22 protein-coding genes are annotated in these 25,055 nt (G+C 67.5%); 4 read left to right on the top strand and 18 right to left on the bottom strand.

Going from position 1 to position 25,055, the window contains the following annotated elements; genetic code table 11:
- Nucleotides 1–65: 65 nt before the first annotated feature.
- From OG326_RS17380 to OG326_RS17295, 18 genes are all read right to left on the bottom strand, one after another.
- A complete protein-coding gene (locus OG326_RS17380; RefSeq protein WP_327145681.1) occupies nucleotides 66–2,831 on the bottom strand; it encodes a primosomal protein N' in 2,766 nt (921 codons plus the stop codon).
- The gene (gene metK, locus OG326_RS17375; protein ID WP_327145680.1) at nucleotides 2,832–4,046 is read right to left on the bottom strand and encodes a methionine adenosyltransferase; all 1,215 of its coding nucleotides are present in this window, start codon (nucleotides 4,044–4,046) and stop codon (nucleotides 2,832–2,834) included.
- 214 nt (nucleotides 4,047–4,260) lie between these two features.
- Nucleotides 4,261–5,481 carry a bifunctional phosphopantothenoylcysteine decarboxylase/phosphopantothenate--cysteine ligase CoaBC gene (coaBC, locus tag OG326_RS17370; protein ID WP_327145679.1) on the bottom strand — a complete coding sequence of 407 codons (1,221 nt, stop codon included), beginning with the start codon at nucleotides 5,479–5,481 and terminating at the stop codon, nucleotides 4,261–4,263.
- An 82-nt stretch (nucleotides 5,482–5,563) separates the two neighbouring features.
- The gene (gene rpoZ, locus OG326_RS17365; RefSeq protein ID WP_297624082.1) at nucleotides 5,564–5,830 is read right to left on the bottom strand and encodes a DNA-directed RNA polymerase subunit omega; all 267 of its coding nucleotides are present in this window, start codon (nucleotides 5,828–5,830) and stop codon (nucleotides 5,564–5,566) included.
- A gap of 87 nt (nucleotides 5,831–5,917) precedes the next feature.
- A complete protein-coding gene (gene gmk, locus OG326_RS17360) occupies nucleotides 5,918–6,499 on the bottom strand; it encodes a guanylate kinase (protein WP_327145678.1) in 582 nt (193 codons plus the stop codon).
- A gap of 7 nt (nucleotides 6,500–6,506) precedes the next feature.
- Nucleotides 6,507–6,830 carry an integration host factor, actinobacterial type gene (gene mihF, locus OG326_RS17355; protein WP_297624062.1) on the bottom strand — a complete coding sequence of 108 codons (324 nt, stop codon included), beginning with the start codon at nucleotides 6,828–6,830 and terminating at the stop codon, nucleotides 6,507–6,509.
- Nucleotides 6,831–7,366: 536 nt separating this feature from the next.
- Nucleotides 7,367–7,792: a VOC family protein gene (locus OG326_RS17350; protein ID WP_327145677.1), complete on the bottom strand. Its 426-nt coding sequence runs from the start codon at nucleotides 7,790–7,792 to the stop codon at nucleotides 7,367–7,369.
- 59 nt (nucleotides 7,793–7,851) lie between these two features.
- A complete protein-coding gene (locus tag OG326_RS17345) occupies nucleotides 7,852–8,694 on the bottom strand; it encodes a patatin-like phospholipase family protein (RefSeq protein ID WP_327145676.1) in 843 nt (280 codons plus the stop codon).
- Between the two features lie 223 nt (nucleotides 8,695–8,917).
- Nucleotides 8,918–9,760: a patatin-like phospholipase family protein gene (locus tag OG326_RS17340; RefSeq protein ID WP_327145675.1), complete on the bottom strand. Its 843-nt coding sequence runs from the start codon at nucleotides 9,758–9,760 to the stop codon at nucleotides 8,918–8,920.
- A 71-nt stretch (nucleotides 9,761–9,831) separates the two neighbouring features.
- A complete protein-coding gene (pyrF, locus tag OG326_RS17335) occupies nucleotides 9,832–10,656 on the bottom strand; it encodes an orotidine-5'-phosphate decarboxylase (protein ID WP_327145674.1) in 825 nt (274 codons plus the stop codon).
- A 4-nt stretch (nucleotides 10,657–10,660) separates the two neighbouring features.
- On the bottom strand, nucleotides 10,661–13,966 hold the full coding sequence (carB, locus tag OG326_RS17330) for a carbamoyl-phosphate synthase large subunit (RefSeq protein ID WP_327145673.1): 3,306 nt from the start codon (nucleotides 13,964–13,966) through the stop codon (nucleotides 10,661–10,663).
- On the bottom strand, nucleotides 13,966–15,081 hold the full coding sequence (gene carA / locus OG326_RS17325; protein ID WP_327145672.1) for a glutamine-hydrolyzing carbamoyl-phosphate synthase small subunit: 1,116 nt from the start codon (nucleotides 15,079–15,081) through the stop codon (nucleotides 13,966–13,968). Before carA ends, carB begins: the two co-directional genes overlap by 1 nt.
- Nucleotides 15,078–15,593, bottom strand: coding sequence for a PH-like domain-containing protein (locus tag OG326_RS17320; RefSeq protein WP_327145671.1), 516 nt, complete (start codon nucleotides 15,591–15,593; stop codon nucleotides 15,078–15,080). Before OG326_RS17320 ends, carA begins: the two co-directional genes overlap by 4 nt.
- The gene (locus OG326_RS17315; protein ID WP_327145670.1) at nucleotides 15,593–16,948 is read right to left on the bottom strand and encodes a dihydroorotase; all 1,356 of its coding nucleotides are present in this window, start codon (nucleotides 16,946–16,948) and stop codon (nucleotides 15,593–15,595) included. Before OG326_RS17315 ends, OG326_RS17320 begins: the two co-directional genes overlap by 1 nt.
- Nucleotides 16,945–17,910: an aspartate carbamoyltransferase catalytic subunit gene (locus OG326_RS17310; RefSeq protein ID WP_327145669.1), complete on the bottom strand. Its 966-nt coding sequence runs from the start codon at nucleotides 17,908–17,910 to the stop codon at nucleotides 16,945–16,947. The genes OG326_RS17315 and OG326_RS17310 overlap by 4 nt, the downstream gene beginning before the upstream one ends.
- Entirely contained in the window at nucleotides 17,907–18,542 is a 636-nt protein-coding gene (pyrR, locus tag OG326_RS17305; RefSeq protein WP_297628930.1) for a bifunctional pyr operon transcriptional regulator/uracil phosphoribosyltransferase PyrR, read from the bottom strand. Before pyrR ends, OG326_RS17310 begins: the two co-directional genes overlap by 4 nt.
- 340 nt (nucleotides 18,543–18,882) lie before the next feature.
- The gene (locus OG326_RS17300) at nucleotides 18,883–19,662 is read right to left on the bottom strand and encodes an amino acid ABC transporter ATP-binding protein (RefSeq protein WP_327145668.1); all 780 of its coding nucleotides are present in this window, start codon (nucleotides 19,660–19,662) and stop codon (nucleotides 18,883–18,885) included.
- Nucleotides 19,659–21,455 (bottom strand): ABC transporter substrate-binding protein/permease, encoded by a 1,797-nt coding sequence (locus OG326_RS17295; protein ID WP_442790968.1) that lies wholly within the window; start codon nucleotides 21,453–21,455, stop codon nucleotides 19,659–19,661. The genes OG326_RS17300 and OG326_RS17295 overlap by 4 nt, the downstream gene beginning before the upstream one ends.
- Nucleotides 21,456–21,609: 154 nt before the next feature.
- Between OG326_RS17295 and OG326_RS17290 the strand changes: the two genes are divergently transcribed.
- From OG326_RS17290 to OG326_RS17275, 4 genes are read left to right on the top strand one after another with little or no spacing between them, the layout of a single operon-like run.
- Entirely contained in the window at nucleotides 21,610–22,482 is an 873-nt protein-coding gene (locus OG326_RS17290) for an alpha/beta fold hydrolase (protein ID WP_327145666.1), read from the top strand.
- Nucleotides 22,483–22,541: 59 nt separating this feature from the next.
- Nucleotides 22,542–22,988: a MarR family winged helix-turn-helix transcriptional regulator gene (locus OG326_RS17285; protein WP_327145665.1), complete on the top strand. Its 447-nt coding sequence runs from the start codon at nucleotides 22,542–22,544 to the stop codon at nucleotides 22,986–22,988.
- Nucleotides 22,985–24,391, top strand: coding sequence for an MFS transporter (locus tag OG326_RS17280; RefSeq protein ID WP_327145664.1), 1,407 nt, complete (start codon nucleotides 22,985–22,987; stop codon nucleotides 24,389–24,391). Before OG326_RS17285 ends, OG326_RS17280 begins: the two co-directional genes overlap by 4 nt.
- A gap of 32 nt (nucleotides 24,392–24,423) precedes the next feature.
- Nucleotides 24,424–25,050, top strand: a complete 627-nt coding sequence (locus tag OG326_RS17275) for an alpha-ketoglutarate-dependent dioxygenase AlkB (protein ID WP_327145663.1) — start codon at nucleotides 24,424–24,426, stop codon at nucleotides 25,048–25,050.
- Nucleotides 25,051–25,055: the final 5 nt, after the last annotated feature.

The following is a 25,055-nucleotide window of genomic DNA, read 5'->3' as shown; positions in this document are numbered from 1 at the left end:
GAATTCACAGTGTCGTGAAGAATCACAATGGACCCGCCGCACTCGGCCGATATCGACGGGGTCGATCAGCCGATATCGACGGGGTCGATCTGGACGCGCAGCGGCGCATCCGACTTGTGGGTACTGCGCACAGCGAGCGCCGCGCTCAGTGCCCGCGCGAGCGCCGCGCCCGCCGCGCGATCGACGCGCAGGATCATGCGCTCCACTTCCGGGGGATTGTCGCCCGAGGAGAAGGGTTTACGCGCACCGGGCGGCAGCGGCACCGGGCCGAGCACCTCGACCATATCGGGAAGCTTTGCCTCCGTGAGTAATTCGGCGATCGAATCGGTGGTGCCGTCCACCGCGGCCAGCCGCACCGACGGTGGGAACCGCACCTGCGTGCGCTCATCCAATTCGAATTGCGCATGCCCCACCGGATCCCACCGCAACAGCGCCTGCACCGTCGAAATCGCGGGATCGGCCATCACGAGCACCTGACCACCGGTCCGCACCAGCGCCGCCGCGGACATCCACCGCCGCAACGCATCCTCCGCTGCACGCAGATCAGCCCGGCCCAGCAGAGCCCAGCCGTCCAGCAGCAGCGCCACCGCGTATCCACCGGGCACCACGGGCTCGGCCCCGATCGTGGACACCACCACCTGCGGACCCTCCGGCACCGAATCCAGTACCGCCGCACCACCGGAACCACGCACCGGCACACCGGGGAACGCGCGCCCCAATTCCTCGGCCGTTCGCACCGCGCCGATCACCACCGCCCGCAGCGCGCGCGAACCACAAGCGCCACAGCGGAATGCCGCCTCGGTAATGCCGCACCACCGGCACGCCGGACTGTGCGCCATCTCCGCACCGCCACGCGGCACACTCACGCCCATCGCCACACCGCGATCCACGAAGGGCTGACGAGCCGCCTGGGCGCTTCCCTCGGCGGCGTTGGCGCGCGAGGCGTCGGATGATGTCGTGTCCGGCAAGGCCAATGGGCCGTTGCAGTGCCGGCAGCGGGCGGGGGTACGGCATTTCGCGCAGGCCAGGGCGGGAATGTAGCCGCGCCTGGGTACCTGGACCAGCACGGGCTGGCCCGCCGCCAGTGCCTTGCGGGCGGCGAGGAAGGCGACGCCGGGAATACGAATGGCTCGCGCGATGGGATCGCGCTCCAGTGCGGCATCGCTGTCGCCCGGGGCACTGATGTGCGGCATCACCTGGCGCAGGACACCGCGATCGGCGAGAAGGTCATGGGCCCAACCGGATTCGACAATGGCCTGGACCTCGGCGGTGCGCGCGAAACCACCGGCGACGAAGGCGGCGCCGGTCTCGTGCGCGCGCAGCATCGCCACCTCCCGCGCATGCGGATACGGCGACCGAGGTTCGGCGTAGGTGCCGTCACCGTCATCCCAGATCGCGATGAGACCGAGATCCTGCATGGGAGTGAAGACCGCGGCCCGAGTACCGACCACAATGCTCGCGGTTCCCCGCAATGCCGCCAACCAGCGCCGGTACCGCGCCGAAGGACCCAGCCCCGCAGCCAAGCCGACAGCCGAATCGCCCACCAGCGCAGTGCATTCGGTCAGCACCCGATCCAAATCCCGCTGATCGGGAACCATCAGCACAGCACTGCGACCACTCTTCACGACCACTGCCGCGAGCTCGGCAAGCCGGCGCGGCCAGTCCTCCCCCGGCAATGCCTGCCACGCCGCACGCGGCCCCTGCCCGGCGGCCAGCGCACCCAGAAACGATCGACCGTGTTCGTACCTGGACCACGCCGGGTAGTCCACCGGGATCACCTGCGCCGTAACCGACTTCGCGGCACCCTCATCCGGTGCCGGGTCGCTCTCGGCGGCCCTGCCCGCCGATCCGGTACTTTCGCCCCCAGCGCCGTCACCTGAGCCGGACTCGCCCGCGTCCAGCCCCTTGTCGCCGACGCCGAACTCGCGCCCGACCGCACCGAAATCACCTGCGGTCGCACCGATATCCTCTGCGCCGACCGCACCCTCGACAGCATCGAGATCGCCTGGGCCGATCTGGCCCGCATCGAAATCGTCGGCAGCGGCATCGGCGTCGCTGAACTCGTTCCTGGCTGCGCCGGGCTCCCGTGTGCCGGTGTGGATTCCGGTCTCGGAGAGTGGGTGCCCATCGGCCGCTGCGGACGCCACCGCGATGTCATCGGAGTCCGCAACCTGTGCGGGGGCTGCGCCGAAGCCCTCGCCTGTCGACGGAGCGGCGATCAGCTCGGCTCGACCGCGCGGCCCGTACGAATGGTGCGGCGCACCGACGGCCGGTCCGTCCGAGACAGCAATGTCCGTAATCCGCGCATGTGACGCATCCAACGTCGGCGAAACGTCCTCCGGGTCAGGCTCATCGAGCATGACGGGTTCATTGTTCGCCGACTCCGGCGCCGCATCCGATGCGCGTTTTCCGGCGGTCTTGCGCGCCTTGGCGGCTTTGGTGGCCTTCTTGGAGCCGTTCTCGCCCTCGGCCTCGATCTTCGCGTGGCGCGGCGGGATCGCCAGGCGCAGGACATCGGCGCGGGTGCCCGCGTAGCGAGCGGCGACCGCGGTGACCAGGCGGAGGATTTCGGGGGTGAGGACGCGCTCGCTGGATACGACGCGGTCCAGGCGCACGAGTCTGCCTGTGTGGTCGGACTTTTCGAGGCGTTCGAGGATATAGCCGTCGATGAGACGGCCGGAGAATCGCACTCGAACGCGAACGCCCGGTTGGGCGATCTCATCCAGCTCGGGGGGAACGAGGTAGTCGAAATCCCTGTCGAGATGGGCCGGTTCCAGCAGCGGGAGCACCCGCGCGATGGGGCGTCCCGCCGCTGGTCCGGTGTGTGTCAATTACAGCCCGGCGGCGGCGCGCAACTTCTCCGCGCGGTCGGTGCGCTCCCAGGGCAGGTCCACGTCGGTGCGGCCGAAGTGGCCGTACGCGGCGGTGGGCGCGTAGATCGGGCGCAGCAGGTCCAGATCGCGAATGATGGCGCCCGGACGCAGGTCGAAGACCTCGGCGATAGCGGCGGAGATCTTTTCCGGGGCGATCTGCTCGGTGCCGAAGGTCTCGACGAACAGGCCCACGGGGGCAGCCTTGCCGATGGCGTAGGCGACCTGAACCTCGACCCGCTCGGACAGACCGGCGGCGACGACATTCTTGGCAACCCAGCGCATGGCGTAGGCGGCCGAGCGGTCGACCTTCGACGGATCCTTGCCCGAGAAGGCGCCGCCGCCGTGGCGGGCCATGCCGCCGTAGGTGTCGACGATGATCTTGCGACCGGTCAGGCCGGCGTCACCCATGGGACCACCGAGCACGAACTTGCCGGTGGGGTTGACCAGCAGGCGAATATTGGAGGTGTCCAACGGATTCGGCAGCTTGAGCTCGGCGAGCACCGAGTCGACGACCTTCTCGCGGATATCCGGGGTGAGCAGATTGTCGAGATCGATATCGGCGGCGTGCTGGGTCGAGATGACGACCGTGTCCAGCCGCTTGGGGATATCACCCTCGTACTCGATGGTGACCTGGGTCTTGCCGTCCGGACGCAGGTACGGCAGCACGCCGGACTTGCGGACCTCGGTCAGGCGACGCGAAAGCTTGTGCGCCAGCGAGATCGGCAGCGGCATGAGCTCCGGGGTCTCGATGGTGGCGTAGCCGAACATCAGACCCTGATCGCCCGCACCCTGGCGTGCGATGGCATCGTCCTCGCCGCCGACGCGGGCCTCGTGCGAGGTGTCCACGCCCTGCGCGATATCCGGCGACTGCGCGCCGATGGCGACGTTCACGCCACAGGAGGAGCCGTCGAAACCCTTTGCGGAGGAGTCGTATCCGATCTCCAGGATCTTTTCGCGAACGATGGTCGGGATGTCCACATAGGCGGTGGTGCTGACCTCACCGGCCACGTGCACCTGACCGGTGGTCACCAAAGTCTCCACCGCCACGCGGCTGCGCGGATCGGCCGCGAGCAACGCGTCGAGGATGGAATCGCTGATGGCATCACAGATTTTGTCCGGGTGACCTTCCGTCACGGACTCACTGGTGAATAGGCGGCTGCCAGTCGTGCGCACAGTTGTTCCCTCTCCCTCAACGGGTTTCTCGTATCGGCCTGCGACAGTAGCGCGTCCCCGCTACCGCACAACCCTTTGTCTCAGGTTATTCCAAACCACCGACTGCGGGGGAACGACGTCCCCAGATGGCCAATATTGTGGCTCAGACAGTTGCCTATCCGAGCCAGGAGCCGCCCTGTCGGTGTGTCGCCCTCGGCCGGGCATGAGCCGGCGGTCAGCGCAGCAGCGGACCGAGCGAATCCAGCACCCGGCTCGCCAGCAATGCCTTGGACCCGTGGTCCAGCGCGATTTCGGTGCCGTCGGCCCCGAGTAGCCAGCCGTCGTTGTGGTCGACCTCGAAGGCCTTGCCCTCGCCGACCGCATTGACCACCAATAGGTCACAGCCCTTACGCGCCAGTTTGGCCCGGGCATGGGTGAGCACATCGGCGTGCTCGTCACCGGTCTCGGCGGCGAAGCCGACGATCGCGGTGCCCGCCAGCAATCCGTCGCGACGGGACTGCACCAGACCCGCGAGAATGTCGGGGGTCTTGGTCAATTCGATCGAATTCGGTTCGTCCGCACCCTTTTTGATCTTGGCGGCGGCGACGTTCACAGGCCGGAAATCGGCCACCGCGGCAGCCATGATCACCGCGTCCGAGCCGATGGCGTGCTTGTCGACCGCCACCTTCAACTGCTCGGCGGTGGTCACATGCACAACCTCGACCGAAGCCGGGGGCTCCAGGCCGATGGTGTTGCCCGCGATGAGCGTCACATGCGCGCCGCGCTGCGCGGCAACCCGGGCAATGGCGTAGCCCTGCTTGCCGGAACTGCGATTGCCGAGGAACCGCACCGGATCGAGCGGCTCACGCGTGCCGCCCGCCGAAACGATGATGCGACGGCCTTCGAGATCCCGCGGGACCGCGTCGGTGCGCTCGAGCAGCAGCGAGGCGAAGCTGAAGATCTCCTCCGGCTCCGGCAAACGGCCTGCGCCGGTATCGGATCCGGTGAGCCGCCCGTGCGCCGGCTCCATGACCATGGCGCCGCGGGCGCGCAGGGTCGCCACATTCGCCACCGTCGCGGGGTGCTCCCACATTTCTGTGTGCATCGCGGGCGCGAAAAGAATGGGACATCGGGCGGTGAGAAGTGTGGCGGTCAGGAGATCGTCCGCGCGGCCGGCAGCGGCACGCGCCATGAGATCCGCCGTCGCGGGAGCGATGACCATCAGCTCGGCCTCCTGGCCGAGTCGCACATGCGGCACCTCGGGCACGTCGGCGAATACGCCGGTGTGCACGGGATGGCCGGACAGCGCCTCGAACGTGGCCTTACCGATGAAGTTCAATGCCGACTCGGTGGGAATTACGCGAACCTCGTGCCCGGTTTCGGTGAACCGGCGCACGAGGGCGCAACTCTTGTATGCGGCGATACCGCCGCCGACACCGACGATGACCCGGGTCACCGCATGCCCCGGGTGAATTCTGTCGTCACTACGCCTCCAGCGCCGTAGTAGAGATGCCTGCTTTTTGCGCTATGCCGGGGGCTTATTCGCCCTCGGTGTGCTCCAGCAGGTCGGCGTGGATCTCGCGCATGGCCACCGACAACGGCTTTTCCTGCAGACCCGGCTCGACCAGCGGGCCGACATATTCGAGAATGCCGTCACCGAGCTGGTTGTAGTAGTCGTTGATCTGCCGGGCCCGCTTGGCTGCGTAGATGACCAGCGCGTACTTCGACGAGGTCCGCTCCAGCAGTTCATCGATCGGCGGGTTGGTCAGGCCGATCGGAGTGTCGTAGATGGCCGCGGTCTTCATTTCAGTACTCACTAGGAAGGCTCCTGCGGGGTTGTTCGAGAGGTGGGGCCGGCTCACTTCGAAGATGAGCCGGTCGATATACGAGGACTACCTCGAAATTGTGCTAACGAACAAGGATACCAACTGCTCACAGGCACTGGTCACCTCGTCGTTCACTATGACGGTGTCGAACTCGTCACAGGCCGCCAATTCTGTCTTGGCGGTTTGCAGCCTTCGCTCTATGACCTCGGGCGATTCCGTGCCTCGCGAGGTGAGCCGGGAGACGAGTTCCTCCCAGCTGGGCGGGGCCAGGAAGACCAGATTGGCCTCCGGCATCGCCTTGCGGATCGAGCGCGCCCCCTCGAGGTCCACCTCGATCAGGACCGGGTGTCCGGTCGCGAGCGCTTCGCGCACAGGTGCGGCCGGGGTTCCCGACCGCTGCAGTCCACCGTGGATATCGGCCCATTCGAGGAGTTCGTCCGCCGCGATCAGCAGGTCGAATTCTTCATGGGAGACGAATCGGTAGTCGCGACCGTCGACCTCTCCGGGCCGGGGGGCCCGGGTGGTGGCCGACACACTGAATACCAATTCGGGCAGTCGTTCGCGCACGCAGCGCACGACAGTGGACTTACCGACGGCCGAGGGGCCGACCAGGACTACCAGCCGGCCCTTCCGAGTGTGTTCGACCACCCTCGGATTATTCCGCGGTGAAGTCGAACCGGGCCAGCAGCGCCTTACGCTGCCGATCGCCCAGTCCGCGCAGTCGGCGGGTCGGTGCAATTTCCAGTTCGCTCATGATCTCGGCAGCCTTGACCTTGCCAACCTTCGGCAGGGCCTCGAGCAGCGCTGAAACCTTCATCTTGCCGAGAACTTCGTCCTTCTCGGCATCAGCAAGGACCGTCTTCAGATCGGTACCGCCACGCTTCAGGCGCTCCTTGAGCTCCGCCCGAATGCGCCGGGCGGCAGCCGCCTTCTCCAAAGCAGCGGCGCGCTGCTCGTCAGTCAGCTGGGGAAGGGCCACGGTTCCTCCGTCTCGTCGTTCATTGCTTGTACTCCCGCCGTTCGAACCGGCGGTCTCAGCGACCGTACCCACGACGCTTGGCGATTGCGAACCCACCCCCCAGGTCAGCGCGTGATTCCGGGCGCGACCGGGTGGAATGCACATCCGCGTCGGCCCTCGCGCACCGGCTGCCCCACCCCTGCGGCCGGGACTGCGAATCCCCTTGTCATCAGCGGTTTTTCGGCCTCCGGAAGGGCCCGCGAACCCGGTACCGAATGTCCGATTCAGACCGTGACCGAGCTGTAATCATCCGACCTGGAACTTTCTGGATTTCCTCGGCGTGTCGCACGATTTCGCACCGCGTGTCGCGCATCACCCGACACATTCGAACACCGTTCGAAGACTCGATTCCGCCGCAGGTCCAGCCCCCGGATGCCGCCCCGATGACATGTCCTGCCCCCTGGCGCGGCCGCAGACGGGTTAAACCTCTCCGATGCGACTTCCCGGGCGTTTCACCCACCGCGCCGGGCCAGGCGGGCGATCAGGCAAGCGCTCGGTCAATCGTCGTACTGGCAGAGCTCGATCAACGTGCCCTCCGGGGCGCGCAAATGCGCCACGCGCGTGCCCCAGGCGGGCTGGTCGACGGGCGCGGTGGTGAGTTGTGCGCCACGCGCCTCGACGGTCTTCGCGGCCGCATCGACATCGCTGACGCGCAGCACCACCACCACGGTGTCGACGCCGTCCCGCGGCCGGTGTTCGGCACCGACCGCCGCGTCCATATAGGCGCGAGTGAACAGGGCCAGATCGGCATCGCCTGCGACGAAGCACGTGTAGGGACCGGCTTCGGGTTCCGGTTCGCCCGGCTCGTGATGCTTGAGCGGCAGGCCGAGGATGTGGCGGTAGAAGCGATAGCTGTCCGCGAAATCGTCTACCAGCACACGGGTTTGACCGTAGGAGAGCAGGCCCAGGTCGAGACCGGACATGAAGAATCCACCTTTCACTTCGAGTGACTCTCGAAAAACTCTAGTGAAAGGTGGCGCATTCAGCGGGTCGGCCAGACCGCCTTCAAGCGCAGCGCAGCGTCGGAGGCTTGCCGGACACCCGCTTCGTAGGCGGGCACCAGCGTCGAGATATCGAACAGATCCGGACCGAAGGCGGTCAGGGTGTCGGCGTCGGGAACGATGGACAGTGTTGTGGCGCCGCCCAATTCGCTGTCGGACGGCGAATGCGGGAACAGGTGCGCAAGCGGTTCGATGATGACGATCAGATCGGCGCCTGCGGCCAGATCGGCATTGATGGGTGAGCGCAGGCCACCGTCGATGTAGTGGTGGCCGCCGATCGGGATCGGCGGGAAGACACCGGGAACCGCGGTGCTGGAGGCCAGCGCCTCGGGGAGCGAGGCAGTGCCGGTGCGGGTCCAGGTCTGGAGTTCACCGGTGGTGGTGTCCAGGGCCGTGACGATCAAATCGGCGTCGGGCCAGTCGGACACGCCCGCGAGGTCACTGATCCGGGCGATGTGGTCGGCCGGATCACCCACCCGCAACTCCAGCGCGCGGGCGCCGATCCGCTGGACCACTTCGGCCGGAGTGAGTCCGGGGGTCGCGGCGAGCGTCATGATCTCGGTGAAACCGTTCAGATTCGGCTGCGCCTGTGCCGTATCGGGCGCCGGGCGAGTCTCCGGGCTCGGCAACTCACCACCTCCGGCCAGCATCGCACCCACCACCGCACCGGCCGAGGTGCCGACAAACCGATCGGCCAGCGCCAGATCTACGCCCGCCGCACGCAAACCCGCTGCCAGCCCGACCATCCAGAAGATGCCGACAGCGCCGCCACCTCCCAGTACGAGTGCATGGCGAATTCCATTGGGCGACACCGCGTCAGACATGCCCTCACAGTACCGAAGCTGCTCGACACGGCACCGAGGTCGACTGCGGATCGACGCACTGCTGCGGATCGCGGTCTGCACGTCCGCGCCGCTGCGGCACGGCTGATCGACTTCGCCGGGCGTCATGCCTATAGGACTAGGGGCAGGAGGGAGCTCACTCTCCTGCGGGCCCGCACCCGGCACGCGGAGGGATTCGGCTGAGAATCTGACGCAGGCCGCGAATTCAGCGGGTCGGCCAGACGGCCTTCAGGCGCGGGGCCGCCTCGGCGGCCTGGCGGTAGCCGGCCTCGTAAGCAGGCTCCAGGGCAGCGGGGCTGAAGACATCCGGTCCGATGGCGGCGATGGCCTCCGCATCCGGAACGATGGACAGTGTTGCGGCGCCGCCCAATTCGCTGTCCTTGGGCGCGTGCGGGAACATATGGGCCAGTGGCTCGATGATCACGATGAGCTCGGCGCCCGCCGCGAGATCGGCATTGATGGGCGAGCCGAGACCACCGTCGATGTAGTAGCGGCCGTCGACGGGGATGGGCGGGAAGATGCCGGGGACCGCCGTGCTGGAGGCCAGTGCCTCGGGCAGGGTCGCGGCGCCCGCGCGGGTCCAGGCGTGGCGCTCACCGGTGGTGATATCGACGGCGGTGACGATGAAATCGGTCTCGGGCCAGTCGGTGACCGCGGCCAGGCCGCCGATCCGGGCGACGTGATCGGCCGGGTCGCCCACATTCATTTCGAGTGCGCGGGCACCGGCCAGCACGCGGGCCTCGTTCGCGGGCAGGCCGGAGGAGAGCAGCAGGGTCATGATCTCGCCGAATCCCGAGGGATCGATCGGCGGCCGCGCCGAATCCGGTTCCGGCCTGATGAGCAGGCGCTGCACATCGCCGTGGCCGGTGAGGACGGCGCCGACGACCGAACCCGCGGAGGTGCCGACCACCCGGTCGGCGAGGGACAGGTCGATGCCCGCCTCCTGCAGCCCCTGGGCCAGGCCCGCCATCCAGCAGATGCCGACCGCGCCGCCGCCTCCCAGTACGAGAGCGTGGCGAATACCGTTGGGCGACACTGCGTCAGACATGGTCCCCACTGTACCGAAACGGCCCGCTACGGCACCGAGAGAATCGGCGTCGTAGCGGGCCTACCGGTCGATCAGTGCTGCAGGAAGGCGAATTCGTCGGCCAGTTCGGCCACACGCGCCTGCAGCGCGGTCACGGACGGTCCGGACTTGAGGACCTCGCGGGAGACGTTCGGCAGTACCGCACCGAGATCGCCCGCGGGGACCAGATTGCGAATGGAGTCCGCTCCCCCGCCCTGCGCGCCCACACCCGGCATGAGGATGGGGCCGTTGAGGGCGGACAGGTCCGGCGCCTCGGTGAGCGTCGCACCGATGACCACACCGACGGAACCGAATTCCGCGCCCGCATTGGCGGCGGCCGCATCGTCGACCATGCGCTGGGCGATGGTGCGGCCGTCGGTACCGGTAATGCGCTGCAACTCCGCCCCCTCCGGATTGGAGGTGGCCGCGAGCACGAACACACCCCGATCGTTCGCCTTCGCCAACTCCAGCGCCGGTGCGAGGGAACCGAATCCGAGGTACGGCGACACCGTCACCGCATCGGTGCCGAGCGGTCCGTCCCCGAGCCAGGCGTGCGCGTAGGCGTCCATCGTCGAGCCGATATCGCCGCGCTTGGCATCGGCGAGCACCATGGTGCCCGCCGCGCGCAGGGCGGCAATCGCGTTCTCCAGCACCGCGATTCCGCCGGAACCGTAGGTTTCGAAGAACGCCACCTGCGGTTTGACCAGGGCCACCCGGCCGGCGAAGGCCTCGACGCACGCGTCGGTGAACTTCGCCAGGCCGTCGGTGTCCTCGGTCAGGCCCCAGGCCCGCAGCAGCGGCGGGTGCGGGTCGATGCCCACGCACACCGGTCCGTGCTTGTGCATCGCATCCCGCAGCCGCACACCGAAACTCGTCATCGGATCAGCCCCGGAGGGTGGCGTGGAGCTCCTGCAGGGACCGCACGCCGATACCGCCGTTGATGGTGGCCTCGATGCCCTGCACTGCCGCGGCCGCACCCTGCACCGTGGTGATGCACGGGATATTCGCGCTCACCGCGGCGGTGCGGATCTCGTAACCGTCCACGCGCGGACCGTTATTGCCGTACGGGGTGTTGAAGACGATATCGACGTCCCCGTCCTTGATCATGTCCACAATGCTGGGCTGATCGGTCTTCTCGTCCGAGTGCTTACGCACCTGTTCGCACGGAATACCGTTGCGCCGCAGCATTTCCGCGGTGCCCTCGGTGGCCAGGATGCGGAATCCGAGATCGTGCAGGCGCTTGACCGGGAACACCATGGCCCGCTTGTCGCGGTTGGCGATCGAGACGAAGGCGGCGCCCTCGGTCGGCAGCGAACCGTAGGAGGCGGTCTGGGACTTGGCGAATGCCGTGCCGAAGTCGGCGTCGATGCCCATGACCTCACCGGTGGACTTCATCTCCGGCGAGAGCAGCGAATCGATGCCGCTGCCGTCGGGCCGCTTGAAGCGGTGGAACGGCAGGACCGCCTCCTTGACCGCGACCGGGGCGTCCATCGGCACGGTGCCGCCGTCGCCTTCGGCCGGGAGCAGGCCCTCCTTGCGGAGTTCGGCGATGGTGGCGCCCAGTGCGATCCGCGCCGCGGCCTTGGCGAGCGGTACCGCGGTGGCCTTGGAGACGAACGGCACGGTGCGGCTGGCGCGCGGGTTGGCCTCGAGGACGTAGAGCACATCGTCCTTGAGCGCGTACTGCACGTTCAGCAGGCCCTTGACGCCGATACCGTGCGCGAGCGCGGTGGTGGAGCGGCGCACGGCCTCGATATCGCTGCGGCCCAGGGTGATCGGGGGCAGGGCGCACGCCGAGTCGCCGGAGTGGATACCGGCCTCCTCGATGTGCTCCATGACGCCGCCGAGGTAGACCTCGTCGCCGTCGCACAGGGCGTCGACGTCGATTTCGATGGCGTCTTCCAGGAACCGGTCGATGAGCACCGGGCGATCCGGGCTGATATCGGTGGCGCGGGAGATGTAGCCCTCGAGGGTCTGCTCGTCGTAGACGATCTCCATGCCGCGGCCGCCCAGCACGTAGGACGGGCGCACCAGCACCGGGTAGCCGATCTCGGCGGCGATCTTCTTGGCGGCCGGGAAGGTGGTGGCGGTGCCGTACTTGGGCGCCGGAAGTCCCGCCGCGACAAGGACATCGCCGAATTCGGCGCGGTCCTCGGCCAGGTCGATGGCGGCGGCGGAGGTGCCGACCACGGGCACGCCCGCATCGGTCAGCTTCTGCGCCAGGCCCAGCGGGGTCTGGCCGCCGAGCTGGCAGATGACGCCCACGACGGTGCCGGATTCGGTTTCCGCGTGGTAGACCTCGAGCACATCCTCGAAGGTCAGCGGCTCGAAGTACAGGCGGTCGGCGGTGTCGTAGTCGGTGGAGACAGTCTCCGGGTTGCAGTTGACCATGACGGTCTCGTACCCGGCGGCCGACAGCGTCTGCGCGGCATGCACACAGCTGTAGTCGAATTCGATGCCCTGGCCGATGCGGTTCGGGCCGGAACCCAGGATGAGCACCTTGCCGCGCTCACGCTGCGGCGCGACCTCGGACTCGGCGGCGGGATCGAGCTCGTAGGCCGAGTAGTGGTACGGCGTCTTGGCCTCGAACTCGGCGGCGCAGGTATCGACGGTCTTGAACACCGGGCGAATGTGCAGGCGGTGGCGCAGGGTGCGCACGCCGTCCTCACCCGCGAGTTCCGGTCGCAGAGCGGAGATCTGGCGATCGGACAGACCGTAGTGCTTGGCGCGGCGCAGCAGCGCCTCGTCCAGCACGGGGGCGTCGATGATCTCCTGGCGCAGCTCCACCAGTGCGGCGACCTCGGCCACGAACCACGGGTCGATGCCCGAGGCCTTGGCGGTGTCCTCGATGCTCGCGCCCAGGCGCAGTGCCCGCTCGACCTGGTAGATGCGCCCCTCGGTGGGGGTCCGCAGATCCTCGAGAATCGCCTCGGCGTCGGTCCACTCGCCGTCCGGCAGCGTCCAGAAGCCGGTGGCCTTGGTCTCGAGCGACCGCAGCACCTTGCCCAGGGCCTCGGAGAAGTTGCGGCCCAGCGACATTGCCTCGCCGACCGACTTCATGGTGGTGGTCAGCGTCGGGTCGGCGCCCGGGAACTTCTCGAAGGCGAAGCGCGGCGCCTTCACCACGACGTAGTCGAGCGTCGGCTCGAAGCAGGCCGGGGTTTCCTTGGTGATGTCGTTGACGATCTCGTCCAGCGTGTAGCCGATGGCCAGCTTGGCGGCGATCTTGGCAATGGGGAAACCCGTTGCCTTGGAAGCCAATGCGGACGAGCGCGACACCCGCGGGTTCATCTCGATGACGATGAGACGCCCGTCGGCCGGGTCCACCGCGAACTGGATATTGCAGCCGCCGGTGTCCACGCCGACCTCGCGCAGAATGTCGATGCCGAGATCGCGCATCTTCTGGTACTCGCGGTCGGTGAGGGTCATGGCCGGGGCGACGGTCACCGAATCACCGGTGTGCACGCCCATCGGGTCCACATTCTCGATCGAGCAGACGATCACCACATTGTCGCGGCGGTCGCGCATGAGCTCGAGCTCGAATTCCTTCCAGCCCAGGATGGATTCCTCGATGAGCACGTTCGCGGTCGGCGAGGCGGCGAGGCCGCCGCCGGCGATGCGATCGAGATCCTCGTGGTTGTAGGCCATACCCGAGCCCAGGCCGCCCATGGTGAAGGACGGGCGCACGACCACCGGGAAACCAAGTTCCGCAACGGTTTCGCGGACTTCGTCCATGGTGTAGCAGACCTTGGAGCGGGCGCTCTCGCCGCCGACCTTGGCGACGATGTCCTTGAACTTCTGCCGGTCCTCACCGCGCTGGATGGCTTCGAAGTCAGCGCCGATGAGCTCGACGTTGTACTTCTCCAGAATGCCGTTCTCGTGCAGGTCGACAGCGCAGTTGAGCGCGGTCTGCCCGCCGAGGGTCGCGAGGATGGCGTCGGGGCGCTCCTTGGCGATGACCTTCTCGACGTACTCCCAGGTGATCGGCTCCACATAGGTGGCGTCCGCGTACTCCGGGTCGGTCATGATGGTCGCCGGGTTCGAGTTGACCAGCGAAACCCGCAGACCCTCGGCCTTGAGCACACGGCAGGCCTGGGTGCCGGAGTAGTCGAACTCGCAAGCCTGGCCGATGACGATCGGGCCCGAGCCGATCACCAGGATGTGATTGAGGTCGGTGCGGCGAGGCATCAGGCTCCTTCCAGCAGCGTGGCAAAGCGATCGAACAGGTAGGCGGCGTCGTGCGGTCCGGCGGCGGCCTCGGGGTGGTACTGCACCGAGAAGGCGCGCCCGCTGACCAGCTGAACACCTTCGACAACACCGTCATTGGCGCAGATGTGGCTGACCTCGGCCTTGCCGAACGGGGTGTCGAAGACCTCGCCGCGCTCGCCCTCGAGGGCGAAGCCGTGGTTCTGCGCGGTGATCGAGATGCGGCCGGTGTGATGTTCGATGACCGGGACATTGATGCCGCGGTGGCCGAACTTCATCTTGTAGGTATTGCGGCCCAGGGCGCGGCCCAGGATCTGGTTGCCGAAGCAGATGCCGAAGAGCGGCAGATTCTCCTGCAGCACAGCCTGAGTCAGCGCGACGGCGCCGTCGGCGGTGGCCGGGTCGCCGGGACCGTTCGACAGGAACACCCCGTTGGGGCTCAGTTCCTTGATCTGGTCCAGCGTGACGTGGGAGGGCACCACGTGCACCCGGATACCGCGCTGGGCGAACATGCGCGGGGTGTTGGACTTGATGCCGAGATCGACCGCCACCACGGTGAAGCGGTGCTCACCGTCGGGCTCGATGGTGTACATCTCATCGGTCGAGACCTCACCGGCCAGGTCCGCGCCCAGCATGGAGGGCTGGTTGTTGACCCGTGCGACGAGCTCTTCGTAGTCGGCGAGCGCCTCGCCGGAGAAGACGCCGGCCTTCATGGAACCGCGAGTGCGCAAGTGCCGCACCAGGGCTCGGGTATCGATGCCCGCGATGCCGACGACGTTCTGGTTCTCCAGCTCCTGCTGCAGCGTGCGCGTGGAGCGCCAGTTCGAGGCGCGGCGCGAAGGATCGCGCACGGCGTAGCCGGCGACCCAGATCTTGCCGGACTCGTCGTCCTCGTCGTTCCAGCCGGTATTGCCGATCTGCGGGGCCGTGGCCACCACGATCTGCCGGTCGTAGCTGGGGTCGGTGAGGGTCTCCTGGTACCCGGTCATCGCGGTGCAGAACACCGCCTCACCCAAAGTCTGTCCGACGGCGCCGAAGGTCGTTCCGCGGAATACGCGGCCGTCCTCGAGCACCATCACTGCGGTATCGCCGCTCATGCCTCGTCTCCCGTCTTCGTCGTCTGTGTCTTGGGTGCCGTCCCGGTCCACGCCGGGTACACCGTTTTGTCGTCGCCCCGGAATCCGGTATCCACCTCGGTTCCGGTCGGCAGCTTCCAGCGAATCACCAGCACACCGCCTTCCGTCATGACCTTGCCCGCATGCCCGCGCTCGGTGCGCACCGCGGTGATGGACTCCTCCGGAATCCAGACCGTGCCCGCGCCGTCACGTTCGAGCAGGATGCCGCGTTCGAACCGAGTCAGCTCCGCTGTGGCCCGGAAGCCCAGATCGCCCACCGTGATTCGCTGAATCCAGCTGGGCGCCAGGGTGCTGCCGAGATACATGCCCGTGGTCGGCTCCAGCAGTTGCGCACCGCAGTCGGCGGGCACCACCGGCAGCTCACCGATCGATGCCGCTTGCTTCTTCGCGCGCCCGGTCCAGGCCCGGTACATGCCCCACAGGCACAGCGCGAAAAGTGCGAGCAGCACGACAATCGTCAGCGTTCGCTCCATTACGGTCCTCCTCGGTTCCCCACCCGCCGGTCTCCGCCGGCGAAGACCTCATCGCCACCGCGCGCGGCGCTGGCGACCCCGTCCCGGGAGGTGATCCGGCCGCGCAGGAAGGTGGCGGTCACCTTCGCGGGCAGGGTCATCTCCTCGAACGGGGTGTTCCGGGCGATGCTGGCGAGTTCCTTCGCCCGCACCGTCCATTCGGTATCCGGATCGATCAGCGCCAGATTGGCCGGTTCGCCGACGGCGAGCGGGCGGCCCTGATCATCCAGACCCACAATGCGCGCGGGGTTTTCGCTCATCACCCGCGCGACGCCGCGCCAATCCAGCAGACCCGGGCGGACCATGGTCTGCACGATGATGGACAGCGCGGTTTCCAGGCCCAGCATGCCGGGACGGGCGGCCGCGAATTCGCAGCACTTGTCCTGTTCGGCGTGCGGGGCGTGATCGGTGGCGACACAGTCGATGACGCCGTCGGCGAGGGCCTGCCGCAGCGCGGCCACATCGGAGGATTCACGCAGCGGCGGGTTCACCCGGTTCACCGCGTCGTAGGTCTCCAGCCGCGAATCATCGAGCAGCAGGTGGTGCGGGGTGACCTCGGCGGTGATCGAAATGCCCTGGCTCTTCGCCCATTTCACCAGTTCGACGGTGCCGGCGGTGGAGGCGTGGCAGATGTGCACGCGCGCACCGGCATCGCGGGCCAGCAGGGCGTCGCGAGCCACGATGGACTCCTCGGCGGCGCGCGGCCACCCGGCCAGGCCCAGACGGGCGGCGTTCGGGCCCTCGTGGGCGACCGCGCCCTTGGTCAGGCGCGGCTCCTCCGCGTGCTGGGCGATGAGCACGCCCAGGGAGTTCGAGTATTCCAGCGCGCGGCGCATGATCAGCGGGTCGTAGACGCAGTGGCCGTCGTCGGAGAACATGCGCACCGAGGCGAGACCGGCTGCCATGGTGCCCATTTCGGCGAGCTGCTTACCTTCGAGACCGACGGTGACCGCACCCACCGGGTGCACATCCACCAGGCCGACCTCCTGGCCGCGCCGCCACACATGGTCGGTGATGACCGAGGTGTCGGCGACCGGGCTGGTGTTCGCCATGGCGAACACGGCCGTATAGCCGCCGAGCGCCGCGGCGGCGGAACCGGTTTCGATGGTCTCGGTGTCCTCGCGGCCCGGTTCACGCAGATGCGTGTGCAGGTCGATGAAGCCCGGCAGCAGGAATTGCCCGGCGCCGTCGATGATTTCGGCTTCGCCGCCGTCCAGGCCCGCACCGATTTCGCGGATCTCGCCGTCGGCCAGCAGGACGTCGACGGGGTCGCCTTCGCCGTACAGAAGGACGTTCTTGATCAGGATGCTGCTCATGCCACCACCTCGTCGGTTCCGACCAGCAGGCGGAAGAGCACCGCCATGCGCATATGGACTCCGTTGTTGACCTGTTGCAGCACAGCCGCTTTCGGGGAATCGGCCACAGCCGAGGCGATTTCCATGCCACGCAGCATGGGCCCGGGGTGCAGGACCACCGCATGCTCGGCGAGCATGCCCAGGCGGCGCTCGTTCAAGCCGTAGTTGATCGAGTACTCGCGCGCCGACGGGAAGAAGCCGCCGTTCATGCGCTCGGCCTGCACTCGCAGCATCATGACCGCGTCCGCGCCGGGCAGCTCCGCATCGAGCGAGCTCGCCACCCGGACCGGCCAGGCCTCGACGCCGACCGGCAGCAGCGTCTGCGGTGCGACCAGCACCACCTCCGCGCCGAGAATGCTGAGCAGGAAGGCATTCGAGCGGGCGACCCGGCTGTGCAGGATGTCGCCGACCAGCACCACCCGCTTACCTTCCAGATCGCCGAGGCGCTGACGCAGGGTCAGCGCGTCCAGCAGCGCCTGGGTGGGGTGCTCGTGCGTGCCGTCACCGGCATTGATGATGGCCGGTCCGGGACCGACGAATCCGCCGCTGGATTCCTGCATCTGGGAGAACCAGCGCGCGATCTGATGCGCCGCACCCGAGGCCGGATGCCGCACGATGAGCGCGTCCGCGCCCGCCGCATGCAGCGTGAGCGCGGTATCGCGCAGCGATTCGCCCTTGGAGGCCGAGGAGCTCGAGGAGCTGACATTGATGACGTCGGCGCTCATCCACTTGCCCGCGACCTCGAAGGACACCCGGGTGCGCGTGGAGTTCTCGAAGAACACCGTCATGACGGTGCGGCCGCGCAGGGTCGGCAGCTTCTTCACCTCACGGCCGAGCAGTGCCTGTTCGAACCGCTCGGCATCGTCGAGCAGTGCGGTGGCATTGGCGCGATCCAGATCGGTGACCGAAAGCAGATGCTTCACTTCTCCCTCTCCTGACGCAGGTGCACACCGTCGCGACCGTCGTGCTCACGCAGCAGCACCGAGATGTCCTCGGTGCGGGAGGTGGGCACGTTCTTGCCGACGTAATCGGCGCGAATGGGCAGTTCGCGGTGGCCGCGGTCGATGAGCACGGCCAGCTGCACCGCGCGGGGGCGGCCCAGATCGCGCAGTCCGTCCAGCGCCGAGCGCACGGTGCGACCGGAGAAGAGCACATCGTCGACGAGGACCACCAGCACGTCTTCGATACCGCCCTCGGGCACGGAGGTGCGCTCGAGCGGGCGATGCGGCTTGCTGCGCAGGTCGTCGCGGTAGAGGGTGATGTCGAGGGAGCCGACGGCGGGGCGCACGCCGGAGAACTCTTCGATGCGGCTTGCCAGTCGAGTGGCGAGAGTCGTTCCGCGCGTGGGAATTCCGATGAGCACCACGCGGGGTGCGGTCGGGTCGCCGGAATCGAGAGCGGTCTTCTCGATGATCTGGTGCGCCATACGTGCGATGGTCCGGCCGACGTCCGAATCCGAGAGCAATTCGCGTCCGGCTTCCACCTGTGCGGGATCGTGCCGCTGCGAGTATTCGCCAGCGCTCGACTTGGCCGCCCGATCTTCGGGCACAGCCATGCCGACCTCCTTCCCCGCCTCACCGGACGGTCCGTTAAAGGATGTCTTTTCGGGTACGCAGCCTAGCAGCGGCGCGGGGTCCGGCCGTCACCGCACCCCTGTGGCAACCGAGTGTTCGCGGCCGGTTCGCGCGCTGTCCGGGATACACCCGTCGCGGACTGGCCGATTTGCCGTGATCACCCCGCTATACGGCTCGCACCAGCGGGTTTTCACGTGCGAATCCTCGCAGCCGGGACAGCGCAATAGCAATCGGGTAGTTAAGATTCAGACCGATTGGTCTGCGATGAATCCACCACCGGCACGCGCTGCTGGGAGGAATCTCACATGTCGCGCGTGGTGCTCACAACACCTGGGACAGGAACTGCCGCAAGCGCGGGGTTTCCGCGGTGTCGAAAAGCTGATCCGGCGCACCCGACTCCACGACCTGCCCCCGATCCATAAAGACCAGGCGATCGGAAACCGAACGGGCGAAGCCCATCTCGTGGGTCACCACGATCATCGTCATGCCGCCGGAGGCCAGATCGGCCATCAGCGACAGTACGCCCTTGACCAGCTCCGGATCCAAGGCGGAGGTGACCTCGTCGAGCAGCATCAGGGTCGGCTTCATTGCCAGCGCCCGCGCGATCGCGACGCGTTGCTGCTGACCGCCGGACAGATTCGCCGGACGCGCGTCGGCCCGGCCCGCCAGGCCCACGATCTCCAATTGCTCCGCGGCCACCGCGCGGGCTTCGTCCTTCGACAGTCCCCGCAGCTTCCGCGGTCCCAGGGCCACATTGTCGGCGATGGTCATATGGGGGAACAGGTTGAACTGCTGGAACACCATGCCGATGCGCTGCCGCAGCCGATCCGGATCCTCGCGCAGCACCGACTGCCCGTCGATCAGCACATCACCGGAATCCGGCTCGTACAACCGGTTCAGCACGCGCAGCAGAGTCGATTTACCGGAACCGGAAGGTCCGATCACGGTGGTGGTCTTGCCCGCATCCACATGAATGTCGATGCCGCGCAGGATGTGAGTGTGGCCGAGCGTCAGATTCAGGCCGGTCCCGGTGAGGGATGCGCTGTGCGGCCGGTCGGGGGTGTCCCCCGCGTCCTTCGGGTCCTTGGTCGGCTCGCTCATGCGCCGCGACCTTCCGTGATGGCGGCCTCCTCGACCGGTGCCGCGGGAGCTTCGGCCCGCCCGGTCCGCAACCGCTGGTCGATGTAGTTCACCAGGTGCGTGAGCGGAACGGTCAGGAGCAGATAGACCAGACCGGCCGCGACCAGTGGGGACAGATTGCCGGTCTCCGCGTTGAGATCTCGGCCGACCGCGAACAATTCACGCTGGGTCGAGAGCAGGCCCAGGAAGTAGATCAGGGAGGAGTCCTTGATGAGCGCGATGAACTGGTTCATCAGCGCGGGCAGTACCCGGCGCACACCCTGCGGAATCACCACCAGCGTCATCGACTGCCGATAGCCGAAACCGATCGCCCGCGCGGCCTCCAGCTGCCCGGATTCGACCGACTGGATGCCCGACCGGAAGATCTCACCGATATACGCCGAGGCCAGCAGCGCGAGCGCGACCGCGCCCAGCCAGTAGGGATTGTTCCCGGTGATGCCCTTGAACACGGGGCCGAATCCGAGACCGATGATCAGGATCGTGACCACGGCGGGCAGACCCCGGAAGATATCGGTGTAAACCCTTGCGGGCCAGCGCAACCAGCGTGTGCGGGAGATTCCCGCGACCGCGAGCAGCATCCCGAGAATGGTGCCGAGCACACCCGAGACGAGCGCCAGGATAAGGGTGTTGGGCAGGCCGGTCTTGAACAGCGTGGGGAACGCCTGACGATAGAGCGACCAGTCGAGGAACGTGTCCTTCAATTGCGCCAGAGTCGATTTCGGCGCGGCCTGCGCGGTTTTGGCGCCCTGATGTTCGGCCGCGATCTCGGCGAAGTCCGGCAGGGTCGGCATGGGCGCGGCCTTCGAGCCGGGCTTCCAGCCCGGCGGGAACTGCCGCGGCTCCCACTGGGAGTAGATGCGGGCGTAGGTGCCGTCGGCGATGATCGCGTCCAGTCCGGCATTGAGCGCCTCGGTCAGCGGCTGATCGCCTTTGCGCACCGCGAAGCCGACGTAGTTCTGCAGGCTGAAGGTGTTCTGTACGACAGCGGCCGGATCGCCGGGTTTGATCGCACCGGCCGCCTGCCCGGACGGCGCCACCCAGGCGTCGAGCTGTCCGGATCTCAAATTCGCGTATGCGGTGGTGAAGTCCGGGAATGTCACCGGATCCAGATGCAGCGTGTTGACCACGTACTCGTTCTGCACGGTGCCCTGCACAACACCGATTCGCAGCCCCTTCCGGAGATCCGAAAAGCCTTTGAGGGCACTGCCGGTGGGCACGACGAGCGAGAAATAGCCGAAGTCGTAGCCATTGGTGAAGTCGACGAGTTGCCTGCGCGCCTGCGTGGCGGTGATGCTCGCGGCGCCGACGTCGAAGCGCCGGTTGGCCACCTGCGCCAGCAGGCCCGCGAACTCGGTCCCCGAGAATTGCACTCGCAGCCCGAGTTTCGCCGCGATCGCCTTCAGTAGCTCATTGTCGATACCGGTGAAGACGCCGTGGGAATTCACGCAGACGCTGGGCGGCGCATCGGAGATCGTGCCGACGCTCAGCGTTCCGGGGTTGATCAATCCGAGCTTGCCCACATCGATCTGGGAGAGCGGAACCGTGGTCGGGGTCGTGTACAGGTCGACGCCCGCGGTCGGACCCGCCGCCAGGTTCGGCGGCGCGGCCGAGGCGAAGTTCACCCCGGGCGGGGAACACAGATCGCGCTGCCCCGCGGAATTGCCGCCGGACGAGCAGGCGGTGGTACACAGGATCAAGACGATCGACAATATCGCGAACATCGCGCGCGATCGTGATCCGGCCATTCGAGCCATACCCGAAAACCATAGCGGCACTGCGCCCTTGCCGACGCAGATCTGCGCACCTCGGCTGCGGAACCCGACGAACCCGCACACCTGAACCAGGCGAATCGCGGCCTCCGCGGCAGGTCTTCATACACCGTAAACCGCCGTGTGCGATGCTCGGTGTGTGAGCAATGAAGCCGACTTCACCGAACCTGCCCGCGTCACCTTCCGCGGCCAGGGCGGTATCGCACTCGCCGCGGACAGCTGGGGACCCCAGGACGGACCGCTGGTGGTGTTCCTACACGGCGGCGGGCAGACCCGGCACTCCTGGAAGGATTCCGGGCTGGCGCTGGCCAAGGCGGGCATGCATGCGGTCCTGCTCGATGCGCGCGGGCACGGTGACAGCGAGTGGGCGCCGGACGGCAACTACTCCCGCAATGCCATGGTCGAGGACCTCATAGGCGTGCTCGAGCAGCTCGGCAAGCCCGCGTTCGTGGTCGGCGCCAGCATGGGCGGCCTCACCGGTCTCATTGCCAGCGCGCACCCGCAGCGCGATCGCATGACCGGGCTGGTCCTGGTGGATGTGGTGCCGCGCCCCGAACGCGCCGGCGTGGAGCGCGTGATCAATTTCCTGGACAGCAATCGGGAGGGCTTCGCGAGCCTCGAGGAAGCCGCCGATGTGGTGTCCGCCTATCTCCCGCACCGCCGCAAGCCGCGCAATCCCGAAGGGCTGCAGCGCAATCTGCGGCAGCGTGCCGACGGCCGCTGGTACTGGCACTGGGATCCGGCCATGCTGTCCGGTCGCGGTGAGGAGATCGATTTCCATACCGATCCGCTGGAGGACGCGGCGCGTCAGCTGACCATGCCGGTCCTGCTGGTGCGCGGCGCGCTCTCCGATGTGGTGAGCGAGGAGGGTGTACGCGCCTTCCGGGACCTGGTCCCGCATGCCGACTACGCCGAGATCGGTACGGCCGCGCATACCGCCGCCAGCGATGCCAATGACGAATTCACCGATGCGGTCGTCGACTTCGTGCGCGCTCACGTGCGCACCGAATGACCCTCACCAATTAGCCAATCCAGATTGAACAATCTGGATTGGCTATCTATGGTGGATGTATGACCGAATCCGCCATGACCATCTCCGCCTCGGCCGCACTCGCCGCCCGTGAGCTGCGAGTGCTGGTCAGCCGCCTGCGCCGGAGGTTCCAGGAGCAGTCCGACAGCCGGGAGCTCACGCCGTCGCAGCTGTCGGTGCTGAGCCGGCTGAGCAAGGGCGATACGACCGCGAGCGATATCGCCACCGCCGAGCGGGTGCGACCACAGGCCATCGCCGCGACGCTGAATATTCTCGAGGAACGCGGGCTGATCGAACGACGGCCCGATCCCGCCGATCGGCGACGGCAGGTGGTATCGCTCAGCGGCGAGGGCCGCGAATTCTTCGACGGCCGGCGCCGGGCCGGGGAGGAATGGCTCACCACTTCGCTGCAGGAGAGGTACACCGAGGCCGAGAGGCAGGTGCTGCTCGATGCCCTGGCGCTGCTGGAAAGACTCGGGCAGGAATGAGTTCGGTACTCACCCGCCGGTTCCGGGCGGAGTCCGACAGCGGGTTCGATCGCAAGCTACTGGCCCCGATGCTGCTCGGGACGATTCTCAATCCGATCAATTCCTCGATCATCGCGGTCTCGCTGGTGCCGATCGGCGTGGCGTTCGGCGCACCCGCGTCATCCACCGCATGGCTGGTGTCGGCGCTGTATCTGGCCACCGCCATCGGGCAGCCGGTGGTGGGCCGCCTGGTCGATCTGTACGGGCCGCGGCGGCTCTATCTCGCCGGTGCAACGCTCACCGGGATCGCCGGGATCATGGGCGTGCTCGCACCCAATCTGCTGGTGCTGGTACTCGCCCGCATCGTGCTCGGATTCGGCACCTGCGCAGGCTATCCCGCGTCGATGTATCTGATCCGCAGCGAGTCCGAGCGCACCGGCAAGAACAGTCCCGCCGGGGTCCTGACCGCGCTCGCCGTGGCGGGGCAGACCATTGTGGTGATCGGGCCGACCCTGGGCGGGTTGCTGATTCACCTCGGCGGGTGGCGTACCACCTTCGCGATCAATATCCCCCTCGCCATCGCCTGCCTGATCGTGGGCGCACTGCGGATGCCGAAAACCCCTGCGCCGCAGCGCGGCAAGGGTTCCGGACTGGATCTGCCCGGTATCGCATTGTTCGCCGCACTGCTGGTCTCGCTGCTGCTGTTCCTGATGAAACCGCAAGTGGCGTACTGGTATCTGCCGGTGCTGGCGATCGCCGCCGGAGCGGCGCTGATCATCCGCGAATTGCGCACGCCGGAGCCGTTTCTCGATGTGCGGGTGCTGGGCGGGAATGTGCCGCTGCTCGCCACCTACGGGCGTGTCCTGCTGACCAGCATGGTCGGCTACTGCTTCCTGTACGGCTTCACCCAATGGCTCGAGAGCGGTCGCGGACTGAATGCCACCGGCGCGGGACTCATCCTGCTGCCGCTGTCGATCACCGGTATCGCCGTATCCGCGATCACCGGACGCCGAGCCGTGATCCGCGGCAAGCTCATCGTCGGCGGCATCGCCCAAATCCTGGGCTGCACAGCACTTTTCCTGATGCCGGGCGCCGCGGCGATCTGGCTGCTGCTGGGCGTCGCCGTCATCATGGGCATCCCGCAGGGCCTCAACAGCCTGGCCAATCAGAACGCCGTCTACTACCAGGCCGATCCGGAGCGCATCGCCTCCTCGGCCGGACTACTGCGAACGTTCACCTACGCCGGCGCGATGGGCGCCGCCGCCGCGGGCGGCGCCTTCCTCTCCGCCGGCAGCGGCGCGGCGGGGCTGCACCATCTCGCGCTCTTCATGCTCGTCGCCTCCGGATTGTTCCTGGCCCTCACACTGGCGGACCGCTCACTGCGGCTGACGGGCCGACCCGCCCGGGACGCCGTGTCGGCTTGATCATCTGCCGGATAGAACGTATGTTCGATCTCATGTCGACGCCATTGCAGGGATCGCTGCTCGATGGATTCGGGGAGCTCGAGGTCGGTGCGCTGGACGGAATTCAGCGCACGGTCTTGAGCAACGGCGCGTGGGTGGATGTCCTGCCCGGCTGGTTGAGTGGGGCGGACCTGCTGTTCGAGCGGCTCGCGGCGGATGTGCCGTGGCGGGCGGATCGCCGGCCCATGTACGACCGGGTGGTGGATGTGCCCCGCCTGCAATGCTTCTACGACGAGGGGCAGCTACTACCGGATCCGGTGCTGAACGACGCGCGCGATGCCCTGAGCCGGCACTACCGGCAGGAGCTGGGCGAGCCGTTCGCCTCGGCGGGCCTGTGCTACTACCGCGACGGTATGGACAGCGTTGCGTGGCACGGGGATACGTCCGGCCGGGGAGCCACGCACGACACCATGGTGGCCATCGTCTCGGTCGGCGCCGCGCGAGCGCTCATGCTGCGACCGCGCGGTGGTGGCGAGAGCCTGCGATATCCGCTCGGCCACGGCGACCTCATCGTCATGGGTGGCTCCTGCCAGCGCACCTGGGAACACGCGATTCCGAAGACGCGGCGACCGGTCGGCCCCCGCATCAGCATTCAGTTCCGCACCCGCGGCGTGCGCTAGCAACC

Source organism: Nocardia sp. NBC_01327, from assembly GCF_035958815.1.
Taxonomy (GTDB): domain Bacteria; phylum Actinomycetota; class Actinomycetes; order Mycobacteriales; family Mycobacteriaceae; genus Nocardia.
The sequence above is the reverse complement of the archived record's forward strand: the minus strand, read 5'-3'. Positions and strand labels throughout refer to the sequence as shown.